This window comes from Rubrimonas sp. (assembly GCF_036788415.1).
Classification (GTDB): Bacteria; Pseudomonadota; Alphaproteobacteria; order Rhodobacterales; family Rhodobacteraceae; genus Rubrimonas.
In genome coordinates, this window is record NZ_DAIQNN010000004.1 from 68,251 (window position 1) to 90,307 (window position 22,057).

At 69.3% G+C, this 22,057-nt stretch carries 27 protein-coding genes and 1 pseudogene; 20 read left to right on the forward strand and 8 right to left on the reverse strand.

Going from position 1 to position 22,057, the window contains the following annotated elements; all coding sequences use genetic code 11:
* The first annotated feature begins 9 nt into the window (after window positions 1-9).
* The 17 genes from V7Q31_RS02140 (at window position 10) to cysE (ending at window position 12,811) form a co-directional block, all read left to right on the forward strand.
* Window positions 10-564, forward strand: a complete 555-nt coding sequence (locus V7Q31_RS02140) for an HK97 family phage prohead protease (protein WP_333832022.1) — start codon at window positions 10-12, stop codon at window positions 562-564.
* 49 nt (window positions 565-613) lie between these two features.
* Window positions 614-1,798, forward strand: a complete 1,185-nt coding sequence (locus tag V7Q31_RS02145) for a phage major capsid protein (RefSeq protein ID WP_333832023.1) — start codon at window positions 614-616, stop codon at window positions 1,796-1,798.
* A gap of 73 nt (window positions 1,799-1,871) precedes the next feature.
* Window positions 1,872-2,438, forward strand: coding sequence for a head-tail connector protein (locus V7Q31_RS02150; protein WP_333832024.1), 567 nt, complete (start codon window positions 1,872-1,874; stop codon window positions 2,436-2,438).
* An 8-nt stretch (window positions 2,439-2,446) separates the two neighbouring features.
* Window positions 2,447-2,758, forward strand: coding sequence for a head-tail adaptor protein (locus V7Q31_RS02155; protein WP_333832025.1), 312 nt, complete (start codon window positions 2,447-2,449; stop codon window positions 2,756-2,758).
* Window positions 2,755-3,177, forward strand: a complete 423-nt coding sequence (locus V7Q31_RS02160) for a DUF3168 domain-containing protein (RefSeq protein WP_333832026.1) — start codon at window positions 2,755-2,757, stop codon at window positions 3,175-3,177. Before V7Q31_RS02155 ends, V7Q31_RS02160 begins: the two co-directional genes overlap by 4 nt.
* A 16-nt stretch (window positions 3,178-3,193) precedes the next feature.
* A complete protein-coding gene (locus tag V7Q31_RS02165) occupies window positions 3,194-3,607 on the forward strand; it encodes a phage major tail protein, TP901-1 family (protein ID WP_333832027.1) in 414 nt (137 codons plus the stop codon).
* Between the two features lie 2 nt (window positions 3,608-3,609).
* Window positions 3,610-3,924, forward strand: coding sequence for a gene transfer agent family protein (locus V7Q31_RS02170; RefSeq protein ID WP_333832028.1), 315 nt, complete (start codon window positions 3,610-3,612; stop codon window positions 3,922-3,924).
* Window positions 3,924-4,142: a phage tail assembly chaperone gene (locus V7Q31_RS02175; protein WP_333832029.1), complete on the forward strand. Its 219-nt coding sequence runs from the start codon at window positions 3,924-3,926 to the stop codon at window positions 4,140-4,142. The genes V7Q31_RS02170 and V7Q31_RS02175 overlap by 1 nt, the downstream gene beginning before the upstream one ends.
* Window positions 4,129-4,749 (forward strand): phage tail tape measure protein, encoded by a 621-nt coding sequence (locus V7Q31_RS02180; protein WP_333832030.1) that lies wholly within the window; start codon window positions 4,129-4,131, stop codon window positions 4,747-4,749. Before V7Q31_RS02175 ends, V7Q31_RS02180 begins: the two co-directional genes overlap by 14 nt.
* A 1-nt stretch (window position 4,750) precedes the next feature.
* Window positions 4,751-5,389, forward strand: a complete 639-nt coding sequence (locus V7Q31_RS02185) for a DUF2460 domain-containing protein (RefSeq protein ID WP_333832031.1) — start codon at window positions 4,751-4,753, stop codon at window positions 5,387-5,389.
* Complete coding sequence (locus V7Q31_RS02190; RefSeq protein ID WP_333832032.1) at window positions 5,389-6,276, forward strand: DUF2163 domain-containing protein; 888 nt, start codon at window positions 5,389-5,391, stop codon at window positions 6,274-6,276. Before V7Q31_RS02185 ends, V7Q31_RS02190 begins: the two co-directional genes overlap by 1 nt.
* Window positions 6,269-6,724 (forward strand): NlpC/P60 family protein, encoded by a 456-nt coding sequence (locus V7Q31_RS02195; RefSeq protein WP_333832033.1) that lies wholly within the window; start codon window positions 6,269-6,271, stop codon window positions 6,722-6,724. Before V7Q31_RS02190 ends, V7Q31_RS02195 begins: the two co-directional genes overlap by 8 nt.
* Window positions 6,725-6,728: 4 nt before the next feature.
* Window positions 6,729-10,661: a baseplate multidomain protein megatron gene (locus V7Q31_RS02200; protein WP_333832034.1), complete on the forward strand. Its 3,933-nt coding sequence runs from the start codon at window positions 6,729-6,731 to the stop codon at window positions 10,659-10,661.
* Window positions 10,654-11,367 (forward strand): DUF2793 domain-containing protein, encoded by a 714-nt coding sequence (locus V7Q31_RS02205; RefSeq protein WP_333832035.1) that lies wholly within the window; start codon window positions 10,654-10,656, stop codon window positions 11,365-11,367. The genes V7Q31_RS02200 and V7Q31_RS02205 overlap by 8 nt, the downstream gene beginning before the upstream one ends.
* The gene (locus V7Q31_RS02210) at window positions 11,367-11,750 is read left to right on the forward strand and encodes a hypothetical protein (RefSeq protein ID WP_333832036.1); all 384 of its coding nucleotides are present in this window, start codon (window positions 11,367-11,369) and stop codon (window positions 11,748-11,750) included. Before V7Q31_RS02205 ends, V7Q31_RS02210 begins: the two co-directional genes overlap by 1 nt.
* On the forward strand, window positions 11,704-11,925 hold the full coding sequence (locus V7Q31_RS02215) for a hypothetical protein (RefSeq protein ID WP_333832037.1): 222 nt from the start codon (window positions 11,704-11,706) through the stop codon (window positions 11,923-11,925). The genes V7Q31_RS02210 and V7Q31_RS02215 overlap by 47 nt, the downstream gene beginning before the upstream one ends.
* A gap of 73 nt (window positions 11,926-11,998) precedes the next feature.
* Window positions 11,999-12,811, forward strand: a complete 813-nt coding sequence (gene cysE, locus V7Q31_RS02220; RefSeq protein WP_333832038.1) for a serine O-acetyltransferase — start codon at window positions 11,999-12,001, stop codon at window positions 12,809-12,811.
* A gap of 40 nt (window positions 12,812-12,851) precedes the next feature.
* On the opposite strand, the gene V7Q31_RS02225 is transcribed toward cysE, so the two are convergent.
* From V7Q31_RS02225 to V7Q31_RS02250, 6 genes are all read right to left on the reverse strand, one after another.
* Complete coding sequence (locus tag V7Q31_RS02225) at window positions 12,852-14,135, reverse strand: pyruvate dehydrogenase complex dihydrolipoamide acetyltransferase (protein WP_333832039.1); 1,284 nt, start codon at window positions 14,133-14,135, stop codon at window positions 12,852-12,854.
* A 12-nt stretch (window positions 14,136-14,147) separates the two neighbouring features.
* Window positions 14,148-15,491, reverse strand: a complete 1,344-nt coding sequence (locus tag V7Q31_RS02230) for a pyruvate dehydrogenase complex E1 component subunit beta (RefSeq protein WP_333832040.1) — start codon at window positions 15,489-15,491, stop codon at window positions 14,148-14,150.
* A gap of 14 nt (window positions 15,492-15,505) precedes the next feature.
* On the reverse strand, window positions 15,506-16,498 hold the full coding sequence (gene pdhA, locus V7Q31_RS02235; RefSeq protein ID WP_333832041.1) for a pyruvate dehydrogenase (acetyl-transferring) E1 component subunit alpha: 993 nt from the start codon (window positions 16,496-16,498) through the stop codon (window positions 15,506-15,508).
* A 101-nt stretch (window positions 16,499-16,599) separates the two neighbouring features.
* On the reverse strand, window positions 16,600-16,911 hold the full coding sequence (locus V7Q31_RS02240; protein ID WP_333832042.1) for an FtsB family cell division protein: 312 nt from the start codon (window positions 16,909-16,911) through the stop codon (window positions 16,600-16,602).
* Window positions 16,912-16,984: 73 nt separating this feature from the next.
* Window positions 16,985-18,262 carry a phosphopyruvate hydratase gene (gene eno, locus V7Q31_RS02245; RefSeq protein ID WP_333832043.1) on the reverse strand — a complete coding sequence of 426 codons (1,278 nt, stop codon included), beginning with the start codon at window positions 18,260-18,262 and terminating at the stop codon, window positions 16,985-16,987.
* Window positions 18,259-18,729 (reverse strand): Fur family transcriptional regulator, encoded by a 471-nt coding sequence (locus V7Q31_RS02250; RefSeq protein ID WP_333832044.1) that lies wholly within the window; start codon window positions 18,727-18,729, stop codon window positions 18,259-18,261. The genes eno and V7Q31_RS02250 overlap by 4 nt, the downstream gene beginning before the upstream one ends.
* 190 nt (window positions 18,730-18,919) lie before the next feature.
* Between V7Q31_RS02250 and V7Q31_RS02255 the strand changes: the two genes are divergently transcribed.
* Window positions 18,920-19,450, forward strand: a complete 531-nt coding sequence (locus V7Q31_RS02255; RefSeq protein WP_333832045.1) for a MarR family winged helix-turn-helix transcriptional regulator — start codon at window positions 18,920-18,922, stop codon at window positions 19,448-19,450.
* Between the two features lie 125 nt (window positions 19,451-19,575).
* On the opposite strand, the gene V7Q31_RS02260 is transcribed toward V7Q31_RS02255, so the two are convergent.
* Together V7Q31_RS02260 and V7Q31_RS02265 are read right to left on the reverse strand one after the other, a co-directional pair.
* Window positions 19,576-20,043, reverse strand: coding sequence for a RidA family protein (locus tag V7Q31_RS02260; protein ID WP_333832046.1), 468 nt, complete (start codon window positions 20,041-20,043; stop codon window positions 19,576-19,578).
* A gap of 92 nt (window positions 20,044-20,135) precedes the next feature.
* Window positions 20,136-20,510, reverse strand: a pseudogene (locus tag V7Q31_RS02265) (restriction endonuclease); the annotation flags it as partial.
* Between the two features lie 68 nt (window positions 20,511-20,578).
* Between V7Q31_RS02265 and V7Q31_RS02270 the strand changes: the two are divergent.
* Together V7Q31_RS02270 and V7Q31_RS02275 are read left to right on the forward strand one after the other, a co-directional pair.
* Window positions 20,579-21,349 carry a DUF433 domain-containing protein gene (locus V7Q31_RS02270; protein ID WP_333832047.1) on the forward strand — a complete coding sequence of 257 codons (771 nt, stop codon included), beginning with the start codon at window positions 20,579-20,581 and terminating at the stop codon, window positions 21,347-21,349.
* Window positions 21,346-21,801: a hypothetical protein gene (locus tag V7Q31_RS02275; RefSeq protein WP_333832048.1), complete on the forward strand. Its 456-nt coding sequence runs from the start codon at window positions 21,346-21,348 to the stop codon at window positions 21,799-21,801. Before V7Q31_RS02270 ends, V7Q31_RS02275 begins: the two co-directional genes overlap by 4 nt.
* Window positions 21,802-22,057: the final 256 nt, after the last annotated feature.

Genomic DNA, 22,057 nt, shown 5'->3' on the forward strand with positions numbered 1-22,057 from the left:
AGAAACCAGATGCCGTCCGAACGCGCCATCGCCCCGAGCGGGCTGGAGACGAAATTTCTCGCAATCGATCCCGACGCCGTCCGCGAGGGCGCGCGGATCGAAGGTTACGCCAGCGTGTTCGACAGGCCCGACGACAGCGGGGACGAAGTCGCGCCGGGCGCATTCGCCGCGTCGCTCGCCCGAAAGGGGTTGGGCGTCAAGCTTTTGTGGCAACACGATCCGGCTCAGCCCATCGGCGTCTGGGAGACGTTGGCCGAGGACGAGCGCGGGCTCTACGCGCGCGGGCGGCTGCTGACGGAACTGCGGCAGGGCGCGGAGGCGGCTGCGCTGCTGCGCGCAGGCGCCATCGACGGGCTGTCGATCGGCTATCGCACGCTGCGGGCCGTCAAGGCCCCGAATGGCGGGCGCCGGCTGGTCGAGATCGATCTCTGGGAGGTGTCGCTCGTGACATTTCCGATGCTGCCCGAGGCGCGCGCCGTCGCGACGGGTCCGGAGGCCCGGGCCGACGCCGAGGCCCGCGCGCTGGCCGACGCCCTGCGGGAGGCCCGCGGACTGCTGGGCTGATCGGACGACCCTCTAAATCCGAGGCATTGCAACGAGGAAGGATTGACGCATGACCGAGATTTCCGCGCCGACCGAGGACAAGGGCTTCGGCCCCGCCGCCGAGGCGAAGGCGGCGCTCGCCGCTTTCACGAGCGACTTCAAAAGTTTCCAGAACCGTATCGAGGCCCGCATGAAGACCCAGGAAGACCGGCTGGCGGCGATGGACCGCAAATCCGCCGCGCGCCCCGCGCTCGCCATGTCGAGCGAGGCGCAGTGCCCGCACGCCAAGGCGCTCTCCAGCTATCTGCGCGCCGGCGACGAGAGCGCGCTGCGCGAGGTGGTCATCGAGCGCAAGGGGCTGACCACCGGCGTGGGCTCGGAAGGCGGCTTCCTCGCCGATCCGCAGACCAGCGGGCGCGTCGCGAGCCTGCTCAGCAATCGCGGCGCGTCGATCCGCTGCACGGCCAACGTCGTGCGCGTGGAGGCGGCGTCCTATGAGGCGCTGGTCGATCGCGGCGCATTCGGTGGGGACTGGGTGGCCGAGAGCGATACGGCGGGCGAGACCGTCGCGGGCGCGTTCGAGCGGATCACGATCCCGCTTCACGAACTCGCCGCCATGCCGAGGGCGTCACAGCGGCTGATCGAGGACTCGGCCTTCGACGTCGAGGGCTGGCTGATCGATTGCGTTGTCGAGAAATTCGCCGCCGCCGAGGCCGAGGCGTTCATCTCCGGCGATGGTTTGCACAAGCCCCGCGGAGTGCTCGACTATCCTATGGTCGCCCAGAGCGCCTGGGCGTGGGGGTCGATCGGCTACGTCCCGACCGGCTCGGACGGCGGGCTCGACATCGCCGAACCCGCCGATGCGATCATCGACCTGATTTATGCGCTCGGCGCGCGCTACCGGGCGAACGCGGCCTTCGTGATGAACTCGCGCACCGCGGCGATGGTGCGCAAGATGAAGGACGCCGACGGGCGTTTCCTGTGGGCGGAGCGCACGCGGGTCGATCAGCCCGCGACGCTTATGGGCCATCAGGTCGTGATCTGCGAGCATATGCCCGAGCCGGTTCCGGGGGCGACGCCCATCGCCTTCGGCGACTTCAAGTCGGGCTACACCGTGGTCGAACGCCCGGATGTGCGGATCCTGCGCGACCCGTATTCGGCAAAGCCGCATGTGCAGTTCTACGTCTCCCAGCGGATCGGCGGGGCGGTGACGGATTTCTCGGCGATCAAGCTGCTTCGCTTCTCGGCGACCTGACGATGACGGAAGGGGCGGGTCGCGCGTCGGCCCGCCCGCGTCGCCCTGTTTTCTCGTCGAGCGGAGAGAGAGCATGCTCACAGAACTGGAGCGGCCCGCGGTCGCCCCCGGCCATATCGGCGCGCTGGCCGAACGTCTGCGCCTGCCCTCCGGCTTCGCGGACGACGCGCAGACGGAGCCGTTGCTTGCACGCTGCCTTGAATTCGCGACGGCGCTGGTCGAGCGCCTGAGCGGGCGAGCGATGGCCCAGCGGCGCTTCCGCCTGTCGGTACGGCGCTGGAACGTCGCCGGGCGCTGCGAGATCCCGATCGCACCGGTGCGCCAGATCGAGGGTATCGGGCTGGTCGACGCGGCGGCGCTGCGAACCGATCTCGACGTGGAGAGCGTCCAGATCGACGGGCTGCGCTTTCCTGGCGTTTTGTCGGCGCGCGGCGGGGGCGGGCTTCCGCCGATCCCCAAGGGCGGACTCGCCGAGATCGACATGACCGCGGGGTTCGGGCCGGACTGGCGCGACGCGCCGGTCGATCTGCGCGAAGCGCTGCTGATGATCGCAGCGACCTCGTTCGAAGCGCCTGAGGCCGCGCAACCGCCGCTCGGGGCGCTGCGGCTCATCGAGCCCTATCGGAGGCTGCGGCTGTGAAGCGGCGGATGGCCCTTGAGGCGTTCGAAGACGCGCCGGACGGCGGCGGCGGGTCCGCGGGGTTCTGGCGCGCGCTCGGCTGGCACTGGGCGGAGCTGCGCGCGGTGTCGGCGCGCGACGCGCGGGTCGGCGAAGTCCTGCGCGCGGAGGTCTCGCATCGGGTGACCGTGCGATGGCGACCGGACGGCGCGCCGTCGCGTCCGACGGCGAAACAGCGGTTTCGCGAGGGTGGACGGGTCTTCGACATCGTGGCGGTCGCGGAGGCGGACGACAAGGCCCGCGCGCTGACCTGCTGGGTGACAGAGGGAGTTGCGGGATGAGTTGCGCCTACTCCTGGCCGCTGCAGCAGGCGCTTCATGGCGCGCTGTCGGCGCGGCCCGAACTTTCGGCGCTGGTCGGCGGCCGCATCCATGACGAGGCGCCGGCCGACGACGCGCTGATCGGCGATGACGCGGCGTGGGTGCTGCTCGGCGATGAACAGGTCAGCCCCTGGGCGACGGCGAGCGACGCCGGCGCCGCGCATATCGTGACGCTGTCGGTGATCTCGACGCATCGGGGCTTCGCCGTGGCCAAGCAGGTCGCAGGGGCGGTGTGCGAGGTCGCCCTCGGGCCGCTGAAGCTGAGCCGGGGTCGGGTGGTGAACGCCGGTTTTCTCGGGGCGAAGACCCGGCGTCTGGCGGCGGGGCCGGCGCGGCGGATCGATCTGCGCTTTCGCATCGTGATCGAAGATCAGGCCTGAACGAAGGGGAACAGCCATGGCGGCGCAGAAGGGCAAGGATCTGCTGGTGAAGCTAAGCGCCGACGGGGGCGCGAGCTTCGAGACGGTGGCGGGGCTGCGGGCGACGCGGATCGCGCTGAATGCCGCGAGCGTCGACGCGACGACTGCGGACAGCGCCGGTCGCTGGCGAGAACTGCTGGCGGGCGCCGGAGTGAAATCGGCCGCGGTCTCGGGGGCGGGGCTGTTCAAGGACGCGGCTTCCGACGCGGCGCTGCGGGCGGCGTTCTTCGACGCGGCGACGCCGATTCTCCAGCTGGCGATCCCGGATTTCGGGGTGATCGAAGGGCCGTTCCAGATCGCGGCTCTGGAGTATTTCGGCGCGCACGACGGCGAAGCGGCGTTCGAGATGAGCCTCGTCTCCGCCGGCGCGCTCCAGTTCACGGCGCTTTGACCATGGCCAATCCGCTGCACGGGGAAGTGGAGATCGTCGCGGATGGGCGGCGGCGGGTGCTGCGACTGAGCCTCGGGGCGCTGGCCGCGCTCGAGGCGGAGCTCAACTGCGAAGGGTTGGTCGAACTGGCCGGGCGCTTCGAGCGCGGCGGCGTGCGGGCGGACGACGTGATCGCCGTGCTGGCCGCGGGGTTTCGCGGCGCGGGCGACGAGGCGGCGGCGCTTGAAGTCGCCCAGATGCGGTTCGAGGGCGGCGCGCTCGGGGCGACGAAGGTCGCTGCGCGGCTTTTGTCGGCGGCTTTCACCGGCGAGGCGTGATGGCGACGCGGGTGGATTGGCGGGCGCTTGCGGCGCTCGGGCTGGGACGGTTGCGTCTGGCGCCCGCGGTGTTCTGGGCGATGACGCCCTACGAACTCGACTGCGCGGCGCAGGGCGCGTTCGGCGCGGCGCAGGCGCCGCTAGGGCGGTCCGATCTCAACCAGCTTATGGCGTTGCACCCCGATTGCAAAAAGGAGAACGTCTGTGGAGACGGATGAGACCGGCGCCGGATGGGGCGGCGATACGGGCGAAGGTCTGCGCGCGGCGGCCGCGGAACTGGCGGGGCTCGACCGCGCGGCGCGGGAGCTGTCGCAGAGCGTCGGGACTGGTCTGCGGGGCGCGCTGGAGCAGGCGGCGCTCGGCGGGCGCAGATTCTCGGACAGCCTGCGGGCGGTCGCGTCGGAACTGGCCCGCACGGCGCTGCGGGGGGCGCTGACCCCGGTGCAGAACGCGGTCGGCGCTGGCGTCGAGGGGCTGATGCGGCAGGGCGCGGCGGCGCTGGTCGGCGCGGCGGGGTTTCGCGACGGCGCGGCGTTCTCGGCGGGGCGGGTGCGCGCCTTCGCGCAGGGCGGCGTCGTGCAGGGGCCGCATGTCTTCGCGATGCCGGGCGGGCTCGGGATGATGGGCGAGGCGGGTCCCGAGGCGATCCTGCCGCTCGCGCGCGGGGCCGACGGACGGCTCGGCGTGCGGGGCGGCGGCGGGGGCGGATCGGTTCAGGTGACGATCAACATCGCGACGCCCGACGTGGCGGGGTTCGAGCGCTCGCGCGCGCAGATCTCGGCGTCGGTCGCGCGGGCGGTGGATGCGGCGCGCAGGCGGATGTGACATGGCGGAGAATTTCCACGAAGTCCGGTTTCCGGCGTCGTTGTCCTTCGGGTCGACCGGCGGTCCGGAACGGCTGACCGAGATCGTGACGCTGGCGAGCGGCCATGAGGAGCGGAATGCGCGCTGGGCGCATGGGCGGCGGCGTTACGATGCCGGGCTGGGGTTGCGCAGTCTCGACGACGTGCATGCGACGATCGCCTTCTTCGAGGCGCGGATGGGACGGCTCTACGGTTTTCGCTGGCGCGACTGGAGCGACTCGAAATCCTGCGCGCCCTCTGGCCAGCCGACGCCGCTCGATTGCGGGATCGGGGTTGGCGACGGCGCGCGGGTCGCGTTCCAGCTGTGCAAGACCTATGCGTCGGGGCCCGCCGTCTATGAGAGGCCCATCGCGAAGCCGGTCGCAGGAACCGTCCGCATCGCAGTCGCCGGGGTGGAGTTGGCCGATGGGTCCGAGTTCGCCCTAGACCCGACGACCGGGCAGGTGACGCTCGCCTCGGCGCCGGGTCCCGGCGAGACCGTGACGGCGGGGTTCGAATTCGACGTGCCGGTGCGGTTCGACACGGACCGCATCGCCGTCAATCTGGCGGCTTTCGAGGCGGGCGAAATTCCCTCGATTCCCATCGTGGAGGTGCGGGTCTGATGCGCGCGATCGACGAGGCGCTGCAGGCCCGGCTCGACAGCGGGGCGACCACGCTGTGCGATTGCTGGCGCATTCTCCGGGCGGACGGCGCGGCGTTCGGCTTCACCGACCATGACGAGGCGGTGACGTTCGACGGGCTCGTCCATGCGCCGGGCGGGTTCCGCGCCAGCGCGCAGGAGACGGCGACGGGGCTGTCGGTGGACAATCTGCGGGTGCATGGCGCGCTGAGTTCGGAGGCGATCTCCGAGGCCGAGATCGCGGCGGGGCGCTATGACGGGGCCATCGTCGAGCGCTGGCTGGTCGACTGGCGCGCGCCGGAACTAAGAGCGCTGCTGTTCAAGGGGCGGATCGGCGAGGTCGCGCGGGCGGGCGCGGCGTTCTCGGCGGAAGTCGAGGGGCTTGGCGCGGCGCTGAACGCGCCGATCGGGCGGGTCTATCAGCCCCTGTGCGACGCCGATTTCGGCGATGCGCGCTGCGGGGTCGATGTGGCGGCGCGCGGACTGCTGGGCGCGGGCGTCGTCTCGGCGGTCGGGAGCGACGGCGGCTTCTTCGTCTCGGGACTCGAGGGGCGTCCGGCTCGGTTCTTCGAGCGGGGCCTCCTGCTTTGGACGAGCGGCGCGAACGCCAGGTCTCGCGGCTTGGTCGCCGCGCATGAGGTCGAAGAGACGGGCGCGCGTTTGGCGCTGCGGAGCGGCTTCGGAGCGCCTGTCGCGGTCGGCGACGCGTTCACGGTCGCGGCCGGCTGCGACAAGCGCATGGAGACCTGTCGCGACCGCTTCGCCAACCTGCTCAACTTCCGAGGATTTCCGCATTTGCCCGGCGAGGACTGGCTGCTGGCCGGGGCGGGCGGTTCGGCGGGCGACGATGGCGGGTCGATGAATGGCTGAGGGCGCGGCCTTTCGCGCGCAGGCGTTGGCGGAGGCCCGGAGCTGGATCGGGACGCCGTTTCATCACGGGGCGAGCGCGCGAGGCGCAGGGGCGGATTGCCTCGGCCTGATCCGCGGGGTCTGGCGGGCGCTGTTCGGCGCGGAAGCGGAGATCCCGCAGCCCTACGCGCCTGGTTTCGCCGACAGCGATCCGTCGGGGCGGTTGCGCGAGGGGCTGGCGCGGCATCTCGACGAGATCGCGATCGCGCAGGCCGCGCCGGGCGACGTGCTGCTGCTGCGACTGCGGCTCGGCGGACCGGCGCAACATGTGGGCGTTCTCGGCGCGCGGGGCGTTGGCGAGGGGACGCTGATCCACGCCTTTTGCGGGCGCGGGGTGACCGAGTCGCCGCTCGGCCGGCCCTGGCGCGCGCGCATCGACGCGGCGTTCCGGTTTCCTGAGAGAGTGTGAGCACATGGCGACGCTTCTTCTGTCGGCGGCGGGGGCCGCGCTCGGCGGCGCCGCTGGTGGCGCGCTCGGCGGCGGGGTCGCAGCGCTTGGCTCGGCGGCGCTCGGGCGCGCGGTGGGGGCTGTCGCGGGCGCGGCGATCGACCAGCAGCTGCTCGGCGCAGGCGGGCGGGCTGTGGCGACGCCCTCGCTCGACTCGCTGCGCGTGCAAGGGGTGCGGGAGGGCGCGCCCATCGGCATGGCGTTCGGGCGGACGCGGATTGCGGGCGCAGTGATCTGGGCGAGCAGGTTCCGAACGATCGACAGTTCGCGGCGCTTCGGGGGCAAGGGCTCGGGCGCGCGGGTCAGCCAGCGCAGCATAACCCTGGGGCTCGCCATCGGGTTGTGCGAAGGCCCGATCGAGCGGATCGGGCGGGTTTGGGCGGACGGCCGGCTGCTGAATGTCCGGGATGTCGCGATGCGTCTGCATCGGGGCGAGGAGGATCAGCTCCCCGATCCGCTGATCGCCGCGGTCGAGGGGGCGGAGGCCGCGCCTGCCTATCGGGGCCTCGCTTACCTGGTGTTCGAGGAGTTCGATCTCGCACCCTATGGCGAGCGGGTTCCGCAATTCTCGGTCGAGGTGTTCCGCCTGCCAAGTGTCGAGCGCGGGAAGGGGAGGGCCTTTCCTCCGGCGGTTCGCGATCTGGTCGAGGCGGTGGCGCTGTCGCCGGGTTCGGGCGAGGCGGTTCTCGCGACCGAAATCGTGCGGCGGCGGCTCGATCCGGGGGTGTCGAAGGCGGAAAACGTCAACTCGGTCGACGGACGGCCCGATCTGCTGGTCGCGCTCGACCAGCTGGAGGAGGCGGCGCCGGCGTGCCGGTCGGTCTCGCTGGTGGTGAGCTGGTTCGGCGACGATCTGCGCTGCGGGCGGTGTTCGATCTCGCCTGCGGTGGAGGAGCGCGAGAAGCGCACCGAGCCGCGCGACTGGCGGGTCGGTGGGATCGGGCGGGCGGAGGCGCGGCTGGTCGGGCGCGACGGGGCGGGGCGGCCGGTGTTCGGCGGAACGCCGTCGGATGCGAGCGTGGCGCAGGCGCTGAACGAGTTGAGGCGGCGCGGGCTGAAGGCGATGTTCTATCCCTTCATTCTGATGGATGTCACTCCAGGCTCCGGGCTGCCCGATCCATATGGCGCGGCGGAACAGCCGGCATATCCGTGGCGCGGGCGCATCACCTTGGAGCTCGCGCCGGGGCGGCCGGGCTCCAGCGATCAGACGGCAGCGGCGGAAGCGGAGGTTGCGGCGTTTTTCGGAGCGGCGCAGGTGGGGGATTTCGTCGCCGATGGCGATGCGCTGCGTTATGTGGGGCCGCCGGAGTGGTCGCTGCGGCGGTTCGTGCTGCACTACGCGCATCTGTGCGCGCTGACGGGCGGGGTCGACGCCTTCTGCATCGGTTCGGAACTGCGCGGGCTGACGACGATCCGCTCGGCGCGGGCGCGCTATCCGGCGGTCGAGGCGCTGCGCGCGCTTGCTCGGGACGTGCGGACGATCCTGGGACCGGATGTGCGTCTGACCTATGCGGCGGACTGGTCGGAGTATTTCGGCCATCATCCGCAGGACGGGTCGGGCGACGCGATCTTTCACCTCGATCCGCTCTGGGCCGATCCGGCGATCGACGCTGTCGGCGTCGACAACTACATGCCGTTGACGGATTGGCGGGACGGCCCGGCGCATCTCGACGCGCAGGAGGCTCGGTCGATCTATGAGCTGGACTATCTGCGGAGCCGGATCGAGGGCGGCGAGGGGTTCGACTGGCACTATGCCTCCGAGGCCGATCGCGCCGCGCAGGTGCGCAGCCCCATCCTCGACGGCGCGTATGGCGAGGACTGGATTTTCCGATTCAAGGACATCCGGTCATGGTGGAGCCAGCCCCATCACGACCGCATCGGCGGGGTGCGCGACAGCGCGCCCACGGCGTGGGCGCCCGGGAGCAAGCCGATCTGGTTCACGGAGATCGGCTGCGCTTCGGTCGACAAGGGCGCCAATCAGCCGAACCTGTTCGTCGATCCGAAATCCTCGGAAAGCCGCCTGCCGGCCTTCTCGACCGGCGCGCGCGACGATCACATGCAGGCGCGTTTCCTCCAGGCGGTGTTGGGATATTGGCGCGATGCCGCGAACAATCCCGAAGCGGCTCTCTATGATGGCCGCATGGTGGAGACTGCGGCGACCCATGTCTGGACTTGGGACGCGCGGCCCTGGCCGGATTTTCCTGAGCGCCTCGACGTGTGGAGCGACGGGGCCAACCACGCGCTCGGGCATTGGGCGACCGGGCGACTCGGGGCCGCCGATCTCGCCGAGGTCGTCGCGGAAATCTGCGCGGCGGCGGGGGTCGTCGATATCGACGTGGCGGAGCTCCAGGGAGCGGTGACCGGTTACGCGTTTCCCGCCGGCGCGACGGCGAGGCAGGCGCTGCAACCTCTAATGACTGCGTTCGGCTTCGACGCGATCGAAAGCGGCGGGCGGGTGCGCTTCACGATGCGGCCAGCTACGTCGGCGACGCGGATCGAGGCGGCGGACTGCGTCGCGCCGGAAGGGCGGGGCGGGGGCGAGGGATCAGTCCGACTCACTCGGAGCGCGGCGCTCGACGCGCCGGCGGCGGTGCGGCTCTCCTATCCGGATGCGGCGGCGCAATACGAACTGGCCACAGTCGAGGCGCGCAATCCGACCTGCGGGGCCGGGCGGGTCGAGGCTGTTGACACGGCTGTGGTGCTCGACGGCGGGCGGGCCCGGGCGCTGGCTGAGCGGTGGCTGGACGCGGCGTCGGCGGCGCGCGAGCGGCTCGACTGCGCGTTGCCGCCGTCGGCGCTTCGGCTCGAGCCGGGCGATGCGGTGCGCTTCGGCGATGCGGTCTATCGGATCGACGAGGCGTCGGAGCGCGGCGGGCGCGACGTGGTCGCCACGCGCTGCGACGACGGCGCGGCCTGTGCCGCGACGTCCGAGGCGCCGGCGCGGCGGGCGCCGCCGCGGTTGGCGTTGCGGGAGCCGGCGGAGGTCCTCGCATTCGAGGCGCCCGCGCTGTTCGCGGAAGCTGCGGGCGATGCGCTCGCGCTCGCCGCCTTTGCCGAGCCCTGGCCCGGCGAGATGGCGGTCTACGCCAGCGAGGACGGGGAAGACTGGCGGGCCATCGCTGGCGTATCGCGCGCGGCGGTGATGGGCGAACTTGTCGAGCCGATGGCGGCGGCGGCGCCCGGGCGGCTCGCGCCGGGGCCGCAGTTGGAGCTGCGTCTCTATGGTGGCACGCTCGAGAGCCTGTCCTCGGCGCGGATGCTGGCGGGAGGCAATCTCGCGGCGATCCGTGCGCCGGGTGCGGAAATCTGGGAGCTCGTGCAGTTCGCAAGCGCGGAGCTGCTCGGTCCGCGCCGCTACCGGCTGTCGGACGTCCTGCGGGGGCAGGCGGGGACCGACGCCGCAGCGGCGCAAATCGCGCCTGTCGGCTCGCGGTTCCTGCTGCTCGACGCGGCGGTTCTTCGCCTGGGAGTTCCGGCGGCGCAGCGCGGCGCGCCGATGCGGCTGCGAGTCGGGGCGGCGCATCTTCGCGTGGACGATCCCGCCTTCGTGGAGGTCGCGGCGACGGCGACGGGGGCATCTGCGGGGCCGCTCGCCCCGGCGCAGCTGCGTGCGGAGGTCCAGGCGGACGGCGCCCTGGCGGCGCGGTGGGTTGCGCGCCGACGGGGCGATGCGGATGTCTGGGCCGATGGCGAAGATGCGGCGGCGGGATCGGAGTCTTTCCTGGTGCAGGTCTGGCGCGATGGCGCTCTCGCGGTCGAGGCGCTCGCTGGATCGCCCCTTTTCGTCTGGCGTCCCGAGACGGCGTTTGCGCCGGGCGAGGTTTGGGAAATCGCGGTCGCGGAACTGGCGGACCGGCGTGTCGCCGGACCTGAAACGAGAGCGGTGATCGATGTCTGAGACGCGGCATTTCAAGGCGCCTTTCCTTGCGGCGGGGCAGGCGCAGAAGCATGTGACGGTCAACGAGGCGCTGGCGCGGATCGACGCGCTCGCCGCCCCCAAAGCGCTCAGCCGAATGCGGTCCGACCCTCCGCCGGCGCCGCAGGACGGCGATCTGTACATCGTTGGCGCGGCGGCCAGCGGCGCGTGGAACGGGGCGGAAGGCGCCTTCGCGCTTTACGACAATGGCGGGTGGCGGCTGGTCGCGCCGAGCGCCGGGACGGAGGCCTGGGTCCTCGACGAGGGGGTGCGACTCGCGCATGACGGCGCGGGCTGGACGGAGGCGCAGGGCGCCTGGGCGCTCGGGGCGGGATGCCGCTTCGGCGTGAGCGTTGCGGATCATCTCGTCGCGGCGGGCGCGGCGTCGACGACGGCGCCGCTGATCCCCGCGAAGTCCGTCGTCTTCGGAGTGACGGCGCGGGTTCTCGCGCCGTTGTCGGGGGCGGGGTTGACGTCGTGGCGGCTCGGCGTTCCGGACGGACCGGGGCGCTATGGCGCCGGCTACGGGATCGAGCTGAACGCCTATGCGGACGGTCTCACATCCGGGCCGCTGACCTATTACGAGGCGACGCCGCTGATGCTGGAGGCGGAGGGCGGCGACTTCGCCTCGGGGACGATCCGGCTGGCGGTGCACCACCTCGTGCTGGTTCCGCCGAGGGCCGTATGATGGATGCTGCGGACGACCCGACGCTGGAAGACCTGCTGGCGGTGGCGCGCTTCGGCCATGCCTTCGCGGGTTCTCGCGCGGGGGTCGATCTGACGGCGGCGATGCGGGCGGTGCGTCGGCGCGCATTGATCGCCGGACGGCATCGCGCGGCGCGTGGTGCGGCGCATCCTCGGTTCGGGGACGGTTCGATCTCGGCGGCGAGCGCTCTGGCCTTGCGGGCGCTCGGCGTTCGAGAGGGGGAGATCGTGCGCTTTCGCGACCTCATTCCGGCGCTCGGGGCCGCTTGCGCGGTCTGGGGCGAGCAGCGCGGGCAATGCATTTCCAATGGAGAGAATCATGGAATCGATTATCGGAATTATAGGCGCGATCCATGCGCATCCTGAGATTCTGGTTGATGCGTGTTTCGCGCTGATCGCGCTCGCTTCGCTCGTGACGGCGGTCACGCCGACGCCGCGCGACGACGCCTTCGTGGGCAAACTCTACAAGATCGTCGAGGCGCTGGCGCTGAACATCGGGCGCGCCAAGGACTTGCCGCCAAACCGCACCCCTGCGCCCTGATCGCGCAGGGCCGCAGGGTTGATTTGCGGCCCTCGACGCCCGATTTTGCGGGCTACGCAGGACGGGGGAGGCGATGTCGGAACGGAAGCTCCGCGAGGCTTCGATACGGGCGGTCGATCCCGTATGGAGCGCGATACGCGACGAGGCCGCGGCGATGGCGGCGGCCGAACCTTTGGTGGCGAGCCTCGTCCATGAGGTGATCCTCCACCACGACTCGCTCGAGGCGGCGCTGAGCTATCGGCTGGCGCAGAAGCTGGGCGATACTGAACTCCCCCAGATGCTGCTGCGCGAACTGGCCGAGGAGGCGTTCGCACAGGATCCCGAGATCGGCGTGGCGGTCCGCGCCGACATCGTCGCCGTGCGTGAGCGCGATCCCGCATGCCATCGCTTCATCGACCCGGTGCTGTTCTTCAAGGGTTTCCAAGGGCTGACGGCGCAGCGGGTCGCACATTCGCTGTGGCGGGCGGACAGACGCGACCTCGCGCTGTTCATCCAGATGCGGATGTCGGAGCGGTTCTCAACCGACATTCACCCCGGAGCGCGCATCGGCAAGGGCGTGATGATCGACCATGCGCACGCCATCGTCATCGGCGAAACGGCGGTCGTCGGCGACGACGTTTCGATGCTGCATGACGTCACGCTCGGCGGCACCGGCAAGGCGGACGGCGATCGCCACCCCAAGATCGGCGTTGGCGTGCTGATCGGTGCGGGGGCGAAGATCCTCGGGAACATCACGGTCGGCGCGCACAGCCGGGTCGCGGCGGGGTCGGTCGTGCTGCAGGATGTGCCTCCCTGCAAGACAGTCGCGGGCGTGCCGGCCCGGGTGGTGGGGGATGCGGGGTGCGCGCATCCCTCGCACAGCATGAACCACAATCTGCGAGACTAAGCCGCCGCACGCGTCCGCTCGGCGGCTCCTCGCCATGCGATCAGGCGAGCATCGATAGGGGCTCTTCCAGCCTCTCCTTGACGCTCTGCAGGAATTGCGCGCCCAGCGCCCCGTCGATGACGCGATGATCGACGGAGAGCGTGACCGACATCACCGTTGCGGTCTCGACGCGGTCCTCGCGCGCGATGGGTTTGCGCACGCCGGCGCCGACAGCGAGGATCGCGGCGTGGGGCGGATTGATGACCGCGTCGAAATTGTCGATCCCGAACATCCCGAGATTGGAGATCGCGAAGGCCCCGCCCTGATACTCCTGCGGCGCGAGCTTGCGTGACCGCGCGCGGGCGGCGAGGTCCTTCATCGCGTCCGACACGGCGGAAAGGGAAAGACGGTCGGCGTTGCGGATCACCGGGGTGAACAGCCCGCCCTCGACCGCGACCGCGACGGCGAGATCGACTTCGGCGAAGCGCAGGATGCGATCCCCCGCCCAGACCGCGTTGCAAGCTCCATGCTCTGCGAGCGCGAGGGCGCAGGCCTTGATGATGAAGTCGTTGACCGAGACCTTCACGCCGCGCGACGCCAGCTTGGCGTTGATCTGGCCACGCAGAGCCAGGAGCGCGTCGAGTTCGATGTCTCGACGCAGGTAGAAATGGGGTATGGTCTGCTTGGCCTCGGTGAGGCGGGCGGCGACCGTCTTGCGCATGCCGTCGAGCGCCACCTCCTCGAAGGGGCGGTCGGCATAAAGACGCTTGACCGCCTCGGCGGAGGGAGCCGACGCAACGGCGGGCGCGCTCGCTGCGGTGGGCGCTGGCGCGGCGACGCTCGGAAGCGGCTGAGCCGGTTTGGGCTGTGCGACGGGCGAGGCGGACTCGACGTCGCGTCTGACGATGCGCCCGTTCGGGCCGCTTCCTGCGATCGCGCCAAGGTCGAGACCCTTCGCGGCGGCGATCCGGCGCGCCAGAGGAGAAGCGGCGACGCGAGCGCCGTTCACGGCGCGCGAACTCTGCGGCGACGCGGTCGCCGGCGTGGCTGCTGACGCGGGAGGGGCCGAAGGGGCCGCAGGGACGTCGCCCACCTCGGTCTCGCCCTCTTCGAGCAGCAGGGCGATGGGCGTGTTGACCTTCACGCCGCTCGATCCCTCCGCGACGAGCAGTTTGCCCACGATCCCTTCATCGACCGCCTCGACTTCCATCGTAGCCTTGTCGGTCTCGATCTCGGCGATCACGTCGCCGGCGCTGACGCGGTCGCCTTCCTTGATCAGCCATTTCGCGAGCGCGCCTTCCTCCATGGTCGGGGACAGCGCGGGCATCGTCACCTGTATCGACATGTCCGTCGCTCCTCAGCGGTAGCAGACGGCGCGCGCCGCCTCGATCACTTCGGCGGTCGTCAAGAGCGCGAGCTTCTCCAGATTCGCCGCGTAAGGCATCGGAACGTCCTTGCCTGCGAGGCTGAGCACCGGCGCGTCGAGATCGTCGAAGGCCTCGCGCATCAGCACGGCTGCGACATGCTCGCCGATGGCGCCCACCGGCCACCCTTCCTCGACCGTGATGCAGCGATTGGTCCGGCGGACCGACTCCACGACAGTGTCGGTGTCCATCGGGCGCAGGCTTCGAAGGTCGATCACCTCAGCTTCCAGCCCGTCCTTCGCCAGTGCTTCGGCTGCGGCGAGCGCGTAGGTCATGCCGATCCCGAAGCTGACGATGGTCAGGTCGTCGCCGCGCCTGGCGATCCGGGCCTTGCCGATCGGCACCGTGAAGTCGTCGAGCTGCGGAACGTCGAAGGACTTTCCGTAGAGAATCTCGTTCTCCAGGAAGATGACCGGATTGGGGTCGCGGATCGCGCTCTTGAGCAGCCCCTTCGCGTCCGACGCCGAGTAGGGCATCACGACCTTCAGGCCCGGGATATGGGCGAACCACGCCGCGTAACATTGGCTGTGCTGGGCGGCGACGCGTGCCGCCGCGCCGTTGGGGCCGCGGAACACGATGGGGCAGCCCATCTGGCCGCCGGACATGTAGAGCGTCTTGGCGGCGGAGTTGATGATCTGATCCATCGCCTGCATGGCGAAGTTGAACGTCATGAACTCCACGATGGGCCGCAGACCGCCGAAGGCCGCGCCGACGCCGATCCCGGCGAAGCCATGTTCGGTGATCGGGGTGTCGACGACGCGTTTCGAACCGAACTCGTCGAGCAGCCCCTGGGTGATCTTGTAGGCGCCCTGATACTCGGCGACTTCCTCCCCCATGACGAAAACGGTCGGGTCGCTGCGCATCTCCTCGGCCATCGCGTCGCGCAGCGCTTCGCGCACGGTCTGGGGCTTGAACGCGGTTCCCTCGGGGACTTCGGGTTCGAGCGGAGCGACCGCGCGCGGGGTCGCCGGCGCTGCGGGCGCCGCCGCGGCTGGCGCGGGGGCCGCCTTTGGCGCAGGCGCCGCCGAGGGCGCCTCGTCGCCCTCGAGCCGTGCGATCGGCGTGTTGACCTTCACACCGCTGGCGCCTTCGGCCACGAGAAGCTCGGCGATCACGCCCTCGTCCACCGCCTCCACTTCCATTGTCGCCTTGTCGGTCTCGATCTCGGCGATGACGTCGCCGGCCTTCACCGCGTCTCCGGATTTGACGATCCAGCGCGCGAGCGTGCCTTCCTCCATGGTCGGAGAGAGGGCGGGCATCAGAATGTCGATGGGCATCGCTGCTCTTCCCCTCAGGCCTGCGCGTAGATGTCGGTCCAGAGCTCGGCTTCGTCCGGCTCGGGGCTCTCCTGAGCGAAAGTCGCGGCGTCGTTGACCTGCGCCTTCACTTCCCTGTCGATCTCCTTGAAGCGCTCCTCCTCGACGCCCATTGCCAGAAGCAGGGCGCGCACATGCTCGATGGGGTCCTTCTCCTCGCGCATCTTCGTCACTTCCTCGCGGGTGCGGTATTTCGCGGGGTCCGACATCGAGTGACCGCGATAGCGGTAGGTGTTCATCTCGAGGATGTAGGGGCCCTTGCCCGAGCGGCAGTGATCAAGCGCCTTCTCCCCCGCCGCCTTGACCGCCACGAAGTCCATCCCGTCCACCGCCTCGCCGGGGATCGAGAAGGCTGCGCCGCGCGTGTAATAGGCCGGCGTGGAGGACGAGCGCGCCACCGAAGTCCCCATCGCGTACTTGTTGTTCTCGATCACGAAGATCACCGGCAACGCCCAGAGCGCGGCCATGTTGAAGCTTTCGTAGACCTGACCCTGATTTGCCGCCCCGTCGCCGAAATAGACGAGGCTGACCTTGCCGTTCTCCAGATACTTGTTCGCGAAGCCGAGGCCCGCGCCGAGCGGGACCTGCGCGGCGACGATCCCGTGGCCGCCGAAGAAGTGCTTCTCGCGGCTGAACATGTGCATCGAGCCGCCCTTGCCCTTGGAATAGCCCCCGGCGCGCCCCGTGAGTTCGGCCATCACGCCCTTGGGGTCCATGCCGCAGGCGAGCATGTGGCCGTGGTCGCGATAGGAGGTCGTCGTCTGGTCGCCGTCCTCGGTCGCCGCCGTCAGCCCGACCACCACCGCCTCCTGCCCGATATAGAGATGGCAGAAGCCGCCGATCAGCCCCATGCCGTAGAGCTGGCCCGCCTTCTCCTCGAAGCGGCGGATCAGCAGCATGTCGCGATAGGCCTTTAAAAGGTCGTCCTGCGACGGCTCGGCCGCTTTCCTGGTCCGGCGTGTGGCCACGGTCGGCTCCTCCCCTCGATGTTCACGGCGCTGCGGCCGCTTCCGTTGTTGAGATTAAGGGATAACCCGCCGGCGCGAAACGGGGTGCGCTGTTGCGTCCTTCAGGGAAGGCGGATCTCGTCGGATCGCATCAGCCCGAGCACGGCGCGGGCGCGCTCGTCGAGGAGGTCCAGATCGAGCGCGCTCGCGCTCAGCCCCGCCGTCAGTGTCTCGAGCTGGGCGCGCTCGGCGCGCAGCGCGGCGAGGTCCTCGACCAGCGCCGCGCGCTCGGCTTCGATCTCCATGAGCGCGAAAACCCCGTAATCTCCCTGAATGGCGTAATGCGCGAAGTTCACGACCGCGACGAAAACCAGCAGGAGCGCCGCGCCGTCGATCAGGCGCAAACGACCGGCCTCATGTTCTGGTTCGGGCATGCGCGCTCTCCGAATTCACGCCCCGACTATGCCGTGCGCCGCCGGTGCGGCAAAGCGATTTCGGCGCGGATGCTCACCCCCGCAAGATATCGCGCCCGGCGAAGATCGCGCTGTCGCCGAGATCCTGCTCGATGCGGATCAGCTGGTTGTATTTCGCCAGCCGGTCCGACCGCGCGAGCGAGCCGGTCTTGATCTGCCCGCAATTCGTCGCGACGGCGAGGTCGGCGATCGTGCTGTCCTCGGTCTCGCCGGAGCGGTGCGACATCACCGCCGTGTAGCTCGCGCGATGCGCCGTCTCGACCGCGTCGAGCGTCTCCGACAGCGAGCCGATCTGGTTGACCTTCACCAGGATCGAGTTGCCGCAGCTCTCCTCGATCCCGCGCACCAGCCGCTCGGTGTTGGTGACGAACAGGTCGTCGCCGACGAGCTGGATGCGGTCGCCGAGGCGCTGCGTCAACGTCGCCCAGCCCTCCCAGTCGTCCTCCGCCATCCCGTCCTCGATCGACAGGATCGGATAATCGTCGCACAGCGCCGCGAGATAATCGGCCAACTCCGCCGAATTCAGCGCCTTGCCTTCGCCGTCGAGGCGGTAGAGCCCGTCGCGGTAGAATTCGGTCGAGGCGGCGTCCAGCGCGAGGAACACGTCGTCGCCGGGCTTGTAGCCGGCCTTCTCCACCGCCTTCATGATGAAGCCGAGCGCGTCGCGGGTGCCGGCGAGGTTGGGCGCGAAGCCGCCCTCGTCGCCGACATTGGTGTTGTGGCCGGCCGCCGCCAGCTCCTTGCGCAGCGTGTGGAAAATCTCCGAGCCCATCCGCACCGCGTCGGCCACAGTGTCGGCGCCGACCGGCATCACCATGAACTCCTGCACGTCGATGGGGTTGTCGGCATGCACGCCGCCATTGACGATGTTCATCATCGGCACCGGCAGCGTGCGGGCCGACACGCCGCCGACATAGCGGTGCAGCGGCAGGCCGACGCTCTGCGCCGCCGCCTTCGCCACCGCGAGGCTCACCCCGAGGATCGCGTTGGCGCCGAGGCGCGACTTGTTGCGCGTGCCGTCGAGGTCGATCATCGCCTGATCGATCATCAGCTGGCGCGTGGCGTCCACGCCCGCCAGCGCCTCGAAGATCTCCCCGTTGACCGAGGCGACCGCGTTCAGCACGCCCTTGCCGCCGTAGCGGTCGCCGTCGCCGTCGCGCAGCTCGACCGCCTCATGGGCGCCGGTCGAGGCGCCCGACGGCACGGCGGCGCGCCCCTCGGCCCCGTCCTCCAGCACGACGTCCACTTCGACGGTGGGGTTGCCGCGGCTGTCGAGAATCTCCCGGGCCGCGATTTCGACGATGGCGCTCATGTCTCGTCTCCTGTTGCGCCGCCCGTGCGGGCGGGCTGTTCGCCGCGATGGGCGTTGATCCTGCGTCCGTAGAGTTCCAGCCTGTGCCCGACCAGCTCATAGCCGAGGCGTTCGGCGACGCGGCGCTGCAGGGCTTCGATCTCGCGGTCGACGAACTCGATCACATCCCCCGACACCACGTCTATGAGATGATCGTGGTGGTCGCGGTCCGCGTCCTCGTAGCGGGCGCGCCCGTCGCGGAAGTCGCGCCTTTCGAGAATCCCGTGCTCCTCGAACAGCTTCACCGTGCGATAGACGGTCGCGATGGAGATGGCGGCGTCGCGCGCGGCGGCGCGGCGGTGCAGTTCCTCGACGTCGGGGTGGTCGTCGCTCTCTTCGAGCACCTGCGCCACGGTGCGGCGCTGGCCGGTCATGCGCAGGCCCAGCGCCTCGCACCGCTCGGCAATGCTGTCCCCCGTCGTCGGCATCGGCCCCCCGCGCTCGCGCTCCGCCGGGTGATAGCCGAGCGGGGCGGCGGGAACAACCGCCCCGTTCCGCCCCGTTCCGCCCCGTTCCGCTGTGCCGCGCCCCTGCGCGCGGTGCGCGTCGGGCTTAACCCTCTCTTGGCGATTTTAGGAAATTCTCCCGCCAACTCGAAGAACCGGCCGGAGATGCCCGATGAACCTGCAAAGCCCCGCCGCCCTGCGCCCCGCCTCCCAGAGCGCCGCCGCCGCCGCCCCGGGCGGGGACGACGCCGTCGCGCGCTACACCGACACGCTGTCGCTGGTGGAGCGGCTGCACCGCCTGCTGCTCGACGTCATCAAGGACGAGTTCGAGCGCCTCGGCCTGCTCGACGTCAACCCCGTCCAGGCGTTGCTGCTGTTCAACATCGGCGACAACGAGGTGACGGCGGGCGAGTTGAAGACGCGGGGCTACTATCAGGGCTCCAACGTCTCGTACAATCTCAAGAAGCTGGTCGAGGCGGGCTACATGCACCACCAGCGCTGCGAGGTCGACCGCCGCGCCGTGCGCATCCGCCTGACCGAGAAGGGCCGCCAGATCCGCGCCGCCGTCGCCGCGCTGTTCGAGCGTCATGCGGGCGAGCTGTCCGAGCGCAGCCTGCTCGGCGCGCAGGACGCGGCCCTCGTCACCGACGGCCTGCGCCGCATCGAGCGCTTCTGGACCGAGCAGATCCGCTACATCTACTGAGGGCGGCGCCCCTCCACCTGCGCGACGCCGCCCCGGACCCCGATCCGGGGCCGCGCTTTCCCCGGCGCTCCGCGCACAGATCGAGCGCGTCACACCCCAATGTCGTTCGCGTGGGCTCGCGCGGATCAACTCGGCGGCGCACCGCCGACTGCCGATGGTCTGCGGGCGAGGCAGTCGATCTCCACCAGAGCCCCCACCGCCAGCGCCGTCACCCCGACCGTGGTGCGCGCCGGACGGCGGTCCGGTGAAAAGAATCTCTGATACGTCTCGTTGAAGACCGCGTAGTCGCGCTCGAACTCGGTCAGAAAGCAGCGGCACTGCACGACATGCGACAGATCGAGCCCGACGCCCCTCAGCACGATCTCGAGGTTGCGCATCACCCGCTCCGTCTGCGCCTCGACGCCTTCGGGCGGCGGCGCGTCGGGCGCGTCGGGGTCGGTCGGCATCTGCCCGGTCAGGATCACCCAGCCGTCGCACTCGACCGCATGGGAGAACGGCGCCACCGGGCGCGGCCCGCCGGGGATCATGTGGAAGGACGGACCCGCGCCGCCCCCCGCATCCGCCGCCGCGACGCCTTCATCGACCGATGTCATTCTGACGCTCCGACCCGCTCTCCGGAAAATTCCGGCGCGCGACGATCATGCCCCCCGCGCGCCTGTCCGCTCAAGGCCCCCGCCCGCCCCGCTCACAGATCGAGCGCCCCCTGCTGCGACCGATCCTCCCGCGCCGCCTTGCGGTAGCTGTCGCTGCGCGCCATCGGGATGCGCAGCGGGGGAACGGCGCTGGTGAGCAGCGCCTCCACCGTCACGATCTGCACCCGCGGAATCTGCCCCCAATCCGTCTCCCAGAACCCCGCCGCCGCCGCATTGGCGATCATCGGCTTGGTCGGCTCCTTGAGGGTGAGGAAGATCCCCATCGGCGCCCCCTGCGCCTCCATCGCGCCCTTCAGCGAGCGGATCTGCGCGTCGCCGATGGCGCCGCCCTTCACCTCGATGATGCACATCTCGGTCTTGCGGCCCTGCCCCTGCACGTAGAGCACCCCGTCGATCCCCTTGTCGGCGCCGCGCTTGCCGCCCTCGCTCTTCTGACTTTTTGCGACACTTTCTCATAGTGGTGTGGCGCCGCCCCGTGATATCAGAAGCGCGAAGCTATGTTCGAGCTGGCGAGGCTTGTCGCAACCCGGCCATCGAGGGACAAGCGATGAATGTAATTGAACTACAGATGACAGGGCGTCTTCGTGGCGGTTACTATACCATTGCCGAAGCCGCACGTATCCTCCGCATGGGGACGAAGCAGCCGACAATCCGAAACTGGCTCACAGGCAACGGCTCCGAAGCTGGCCCGGTGATTGCTCGCCAATATCCGAATTCCACGAACGAACTCGGCTTCTACGACTTGATTGAAATTCGATTCATCGATTACTTTCGGCGGCAGGATGTTAGCTTACAGAGCATTCGAAAAGCGGCACAAGCTGCTCGCAGGGAACTTGAAGCGCGCCACCCGTTCGCAATGTCTAACGTCTGCTTTGTGACTGATAGGCGCAAGATTTTTAAGCTGACGGCTGAGGAAACTGGCGACAAAAGACTTATGGAGATTGTTTCTGGCCAACATGCAATGTATGATGTATTCGAGAATTTTCTTGCGAAGGGCATTGAATTTGCGCCAGATGGTCTTGCTGGACGCTGGTATCCTGAGCCAACTAAGTATCCGAAGATTTTAATTTCCCCGAAGAAGGCGCATGGACATCCAATAATCGATCCTGCGGGTGTGCCAACGCGAACGATTTTCGATCTCTGGCGAGCCGAGAATCAAGACAAGGCAGCCGTAGCGGATTGGTTTGAGATTGGGAAGTCTGATGTCGAGCAAGCTGTGGAATATGAGCTAGACTTGGCAGCATGAAGCTCATTGGCGATGAGCACGTTTCACCAAAGATCATTCGTGCAATCCGGGATCTCGGTCTTGCAGGCCGTGAGGGATGGACCATCGAGAGCGTCGTCGGATCGCGTTATGCGAGCATCGAGGACGAGGATTGGATAGTCGCGTTTGCAAATGATGGAGGCCGCGGGCTCTTGTCGGCTGATAGGGAAATGCTTCAGCGTCGAACTCTCGTCCAGCAGATCGCACAAACTGGTTTGATTGCGGTTTACTTACCAAAGAAATGGGCCTCATCGCACAAAGCGTGGCAAGCTTCGCACATATTGTTCTGGTGGCCCCGTATCGTTGCGACCTTCGAGTCTGCGCGAAATGGATCAGCTTGGTATGTTCCAGGTTCATTCGATGAAACGCAACCTTTTCGTGAAGTCCGACCCTTCGGAGAACAGATTTCCGACCAAAAAAATCAAACAGGCTGACGGAAATCACGTGCAAATTTTCCAGGATCAGAGCTCGCGCAGCACCCCCAGATTGTCGGCTCAATACAGATGTTTCATGCGCGGCCCTCCCGGCCCGCATCATCGCCGCCCGGCGCGCCGCAGATCAACCCCGCGCGCTCTCCGCTCGCCCCCTGGTCCGTGCGACCAGCACGGACCGCGCCCTCCCTCCCCCCAGGGAGGGCGCATCGCAACGCCGCGACCAGCGCAACCGCACGAGTGCTTGGCGCCATAAACC

What these genes read in the sequence shown, in the direction of transcription:
- V7Q31_RS02205 (WP_333832035.1), top strand. Translation starts at nt 10,654, where the DNA reads ATGTCTGAGACGCGGCATTTCAAGGCGCCTTTCCTTGCGGCGGGGCAG.
- V7Q31_RS02230 (WP_333832040.1), bottom strand. Translation starts at nt 15,491, where the DNA reads ATGCCCATCGACATTCTGATGCCCGCCCTCTCTCCGACCATGGAGGAA.
- V7Q31_RS02190 (WP_333832032.1), top strand. Translation starts at nt 5,389, where the DNA reads ATGCGCGCGATCGACGAGGCGCTGCAGGCCCGGCTCGACAGCGGGGCG.
- V7Q31_RS02160 (WP_333832026.1), top strand. Translation starts at nt 2,755, where the DNA reads ATGAGTTGCGCCTACTCCTGGCCGCTGCAGCAGGCGCTTCATGGCGCG.
- V7Q31_RS02225 (WP_333832039.1), bottom strand. Translation starts at nt 14,135, where the DNA reads ATGTCGATACAGGTGACGATGCCCGCGCTGTCCCCGACCATGGAGGAA.
- V7Q31_RS02260 (WP_333832046.1), bottom strand. Translation starts at nt 20,043, where the DNA reads ATGACATCGGTCGATGAAGGCGTCGCGGCGGCGGATGCGGGGGGCGGC.
- V7Q31_RS02275 (WP_333832048.1), top strand. Translation starts at nt 21,346, where the DNA reads ATGAAGCTCATTGGCGATGAGCACGTTTCACCAAAGATCATTCGTGCA.
- V7Q31_RS02165 (WP_333832027.1), top strand. Translation starts at nt 3,194, where the DNA reads ATGGCGGCGCAGAAGGGCAAGGATCTGCTGGTGAAGCTAAGCGCCGAC.
- V7Q31_RS02155 (WP_333832025.1), top strand. Translation starts at nt 2,447, where the DNA reads ATGGCCCTTGAGGCGTTCGAAGACGCGCCGGACGGCGGCGGCGGGTCC.
- V7Q31_RS02175 (WP_333832029.1), top strand. Translation starts at nt 3,924, where the DNA reads ATGGCGACGCGGGTGGATTGGCGGGCGCTTGCGGCGCTCGGGCTGGGA.
- V7Q31_RS02240 (WP_333832042.1), bottom strand. Translation starts at nt 16,911, where the DNA reads ATGCCCGAACCAGAACATGAGGCCGGTCGTTTGCGCCTGATCGACGGC.
- V7Q31_RS02150 (WP_333832024.1), top strand. Translation starts at nt 1,872, where the DNA reads ATGCTCACAGAACTGGAGCGGCCCGCGGTCGCCCCCGGCCATATCGGC.
- V7Q31_RS02210 (WP_333832036.1), top strand. Translation starts at nt 11,367, where the DNA reads ATGGATGCTGCGGACGACCCGACGCTGGAAGACCTGCTGGCGGTGGCG.
- V7Q31_RS02200 (WP_333832034.1), top strand. Translation starts at nt 6,729, where the DNA reads ATGGCGACGCTTCTTCTGTCGGCGGCGGGGGCCGCGCTCGGCGGCGCC.
- V7Q31_RS02145 (WP_333832023.1), top strand. Translation starts at nt 614, where the DNA reads ATGACCGAGATTTCCGCGCCGACCGAGGACAAGGGCTTCGGCCCCGCC.
- V7Q31_RS02255 (WP_333832045.1), top strand. Translation starts at nt 18,920, where the DNA reads ATGAACCTGCAAAGCCCCGCCGCCCTGCGCCCCGCCTCCCAGAGCGCC.
- V7Q31_RS02185 (WP_333832031.1), top strand. Translation starts at nt 4,751, where the DNA reads ATGGCGGAGAATTTCCACGAAGTCCGGTTTCCGGCGTCGTTGTCCTTC.
- V7Q31_RS02195 (WP_333832033.1), top strand. Translation starts at nt 6,269, where the DNA reads ATGGCTGAGGGCGCGGCCTTTCGCGCGCAGGCGTTGGCGGAGGCCCGG.
- V7Q31_RS02170 (WP_333832028.1), top strand. Translation starts at nt 3,610, where the DNA reads ATGGCCAATCCGCTGCACGGGGAAGTGGAGATCGTCGCGGATGGGCGG.
- V7Q31_RS02215 (WP_333832037.1), top strand. Translation starts at nt 11,704, where the DNA reads ATGGAATCGATTATCGGAATTATAGGCGCGATCCATGCGCATCCTGAG.
- cysE (WP_333832038.1), top strand. Translation starts at nt 11,999, where the DNA reads ATGTCGGAACGGAAGCTCCGCGAGGCTTCGATACGGGCGGTCGATCCC.
- eno (WP_333832043.1), bottom strand. Translation starts at nt 18,262, where the DNA reads ATGAGCGCCATCGTCGAAATCGCGGCCCGGGAGATTCTCGACAGCCGC.
- V7Q31_RS02140 (WP_333832022.1), top strand. Translation starts at nt 10, where the DNA reads ATGCCGTCCGAACGCGCCATCGCCCCGAGCGGGCTGGAGACGAAATTT.
- V7Q31_RS02250 (WP_333832044.1), bottom strand. Translation starts at nt 18,729, where the DNA reads ATGCCGACGACGGGGGACAGCATTGCCGAGCGGTGCGAGGCGCTGGGC.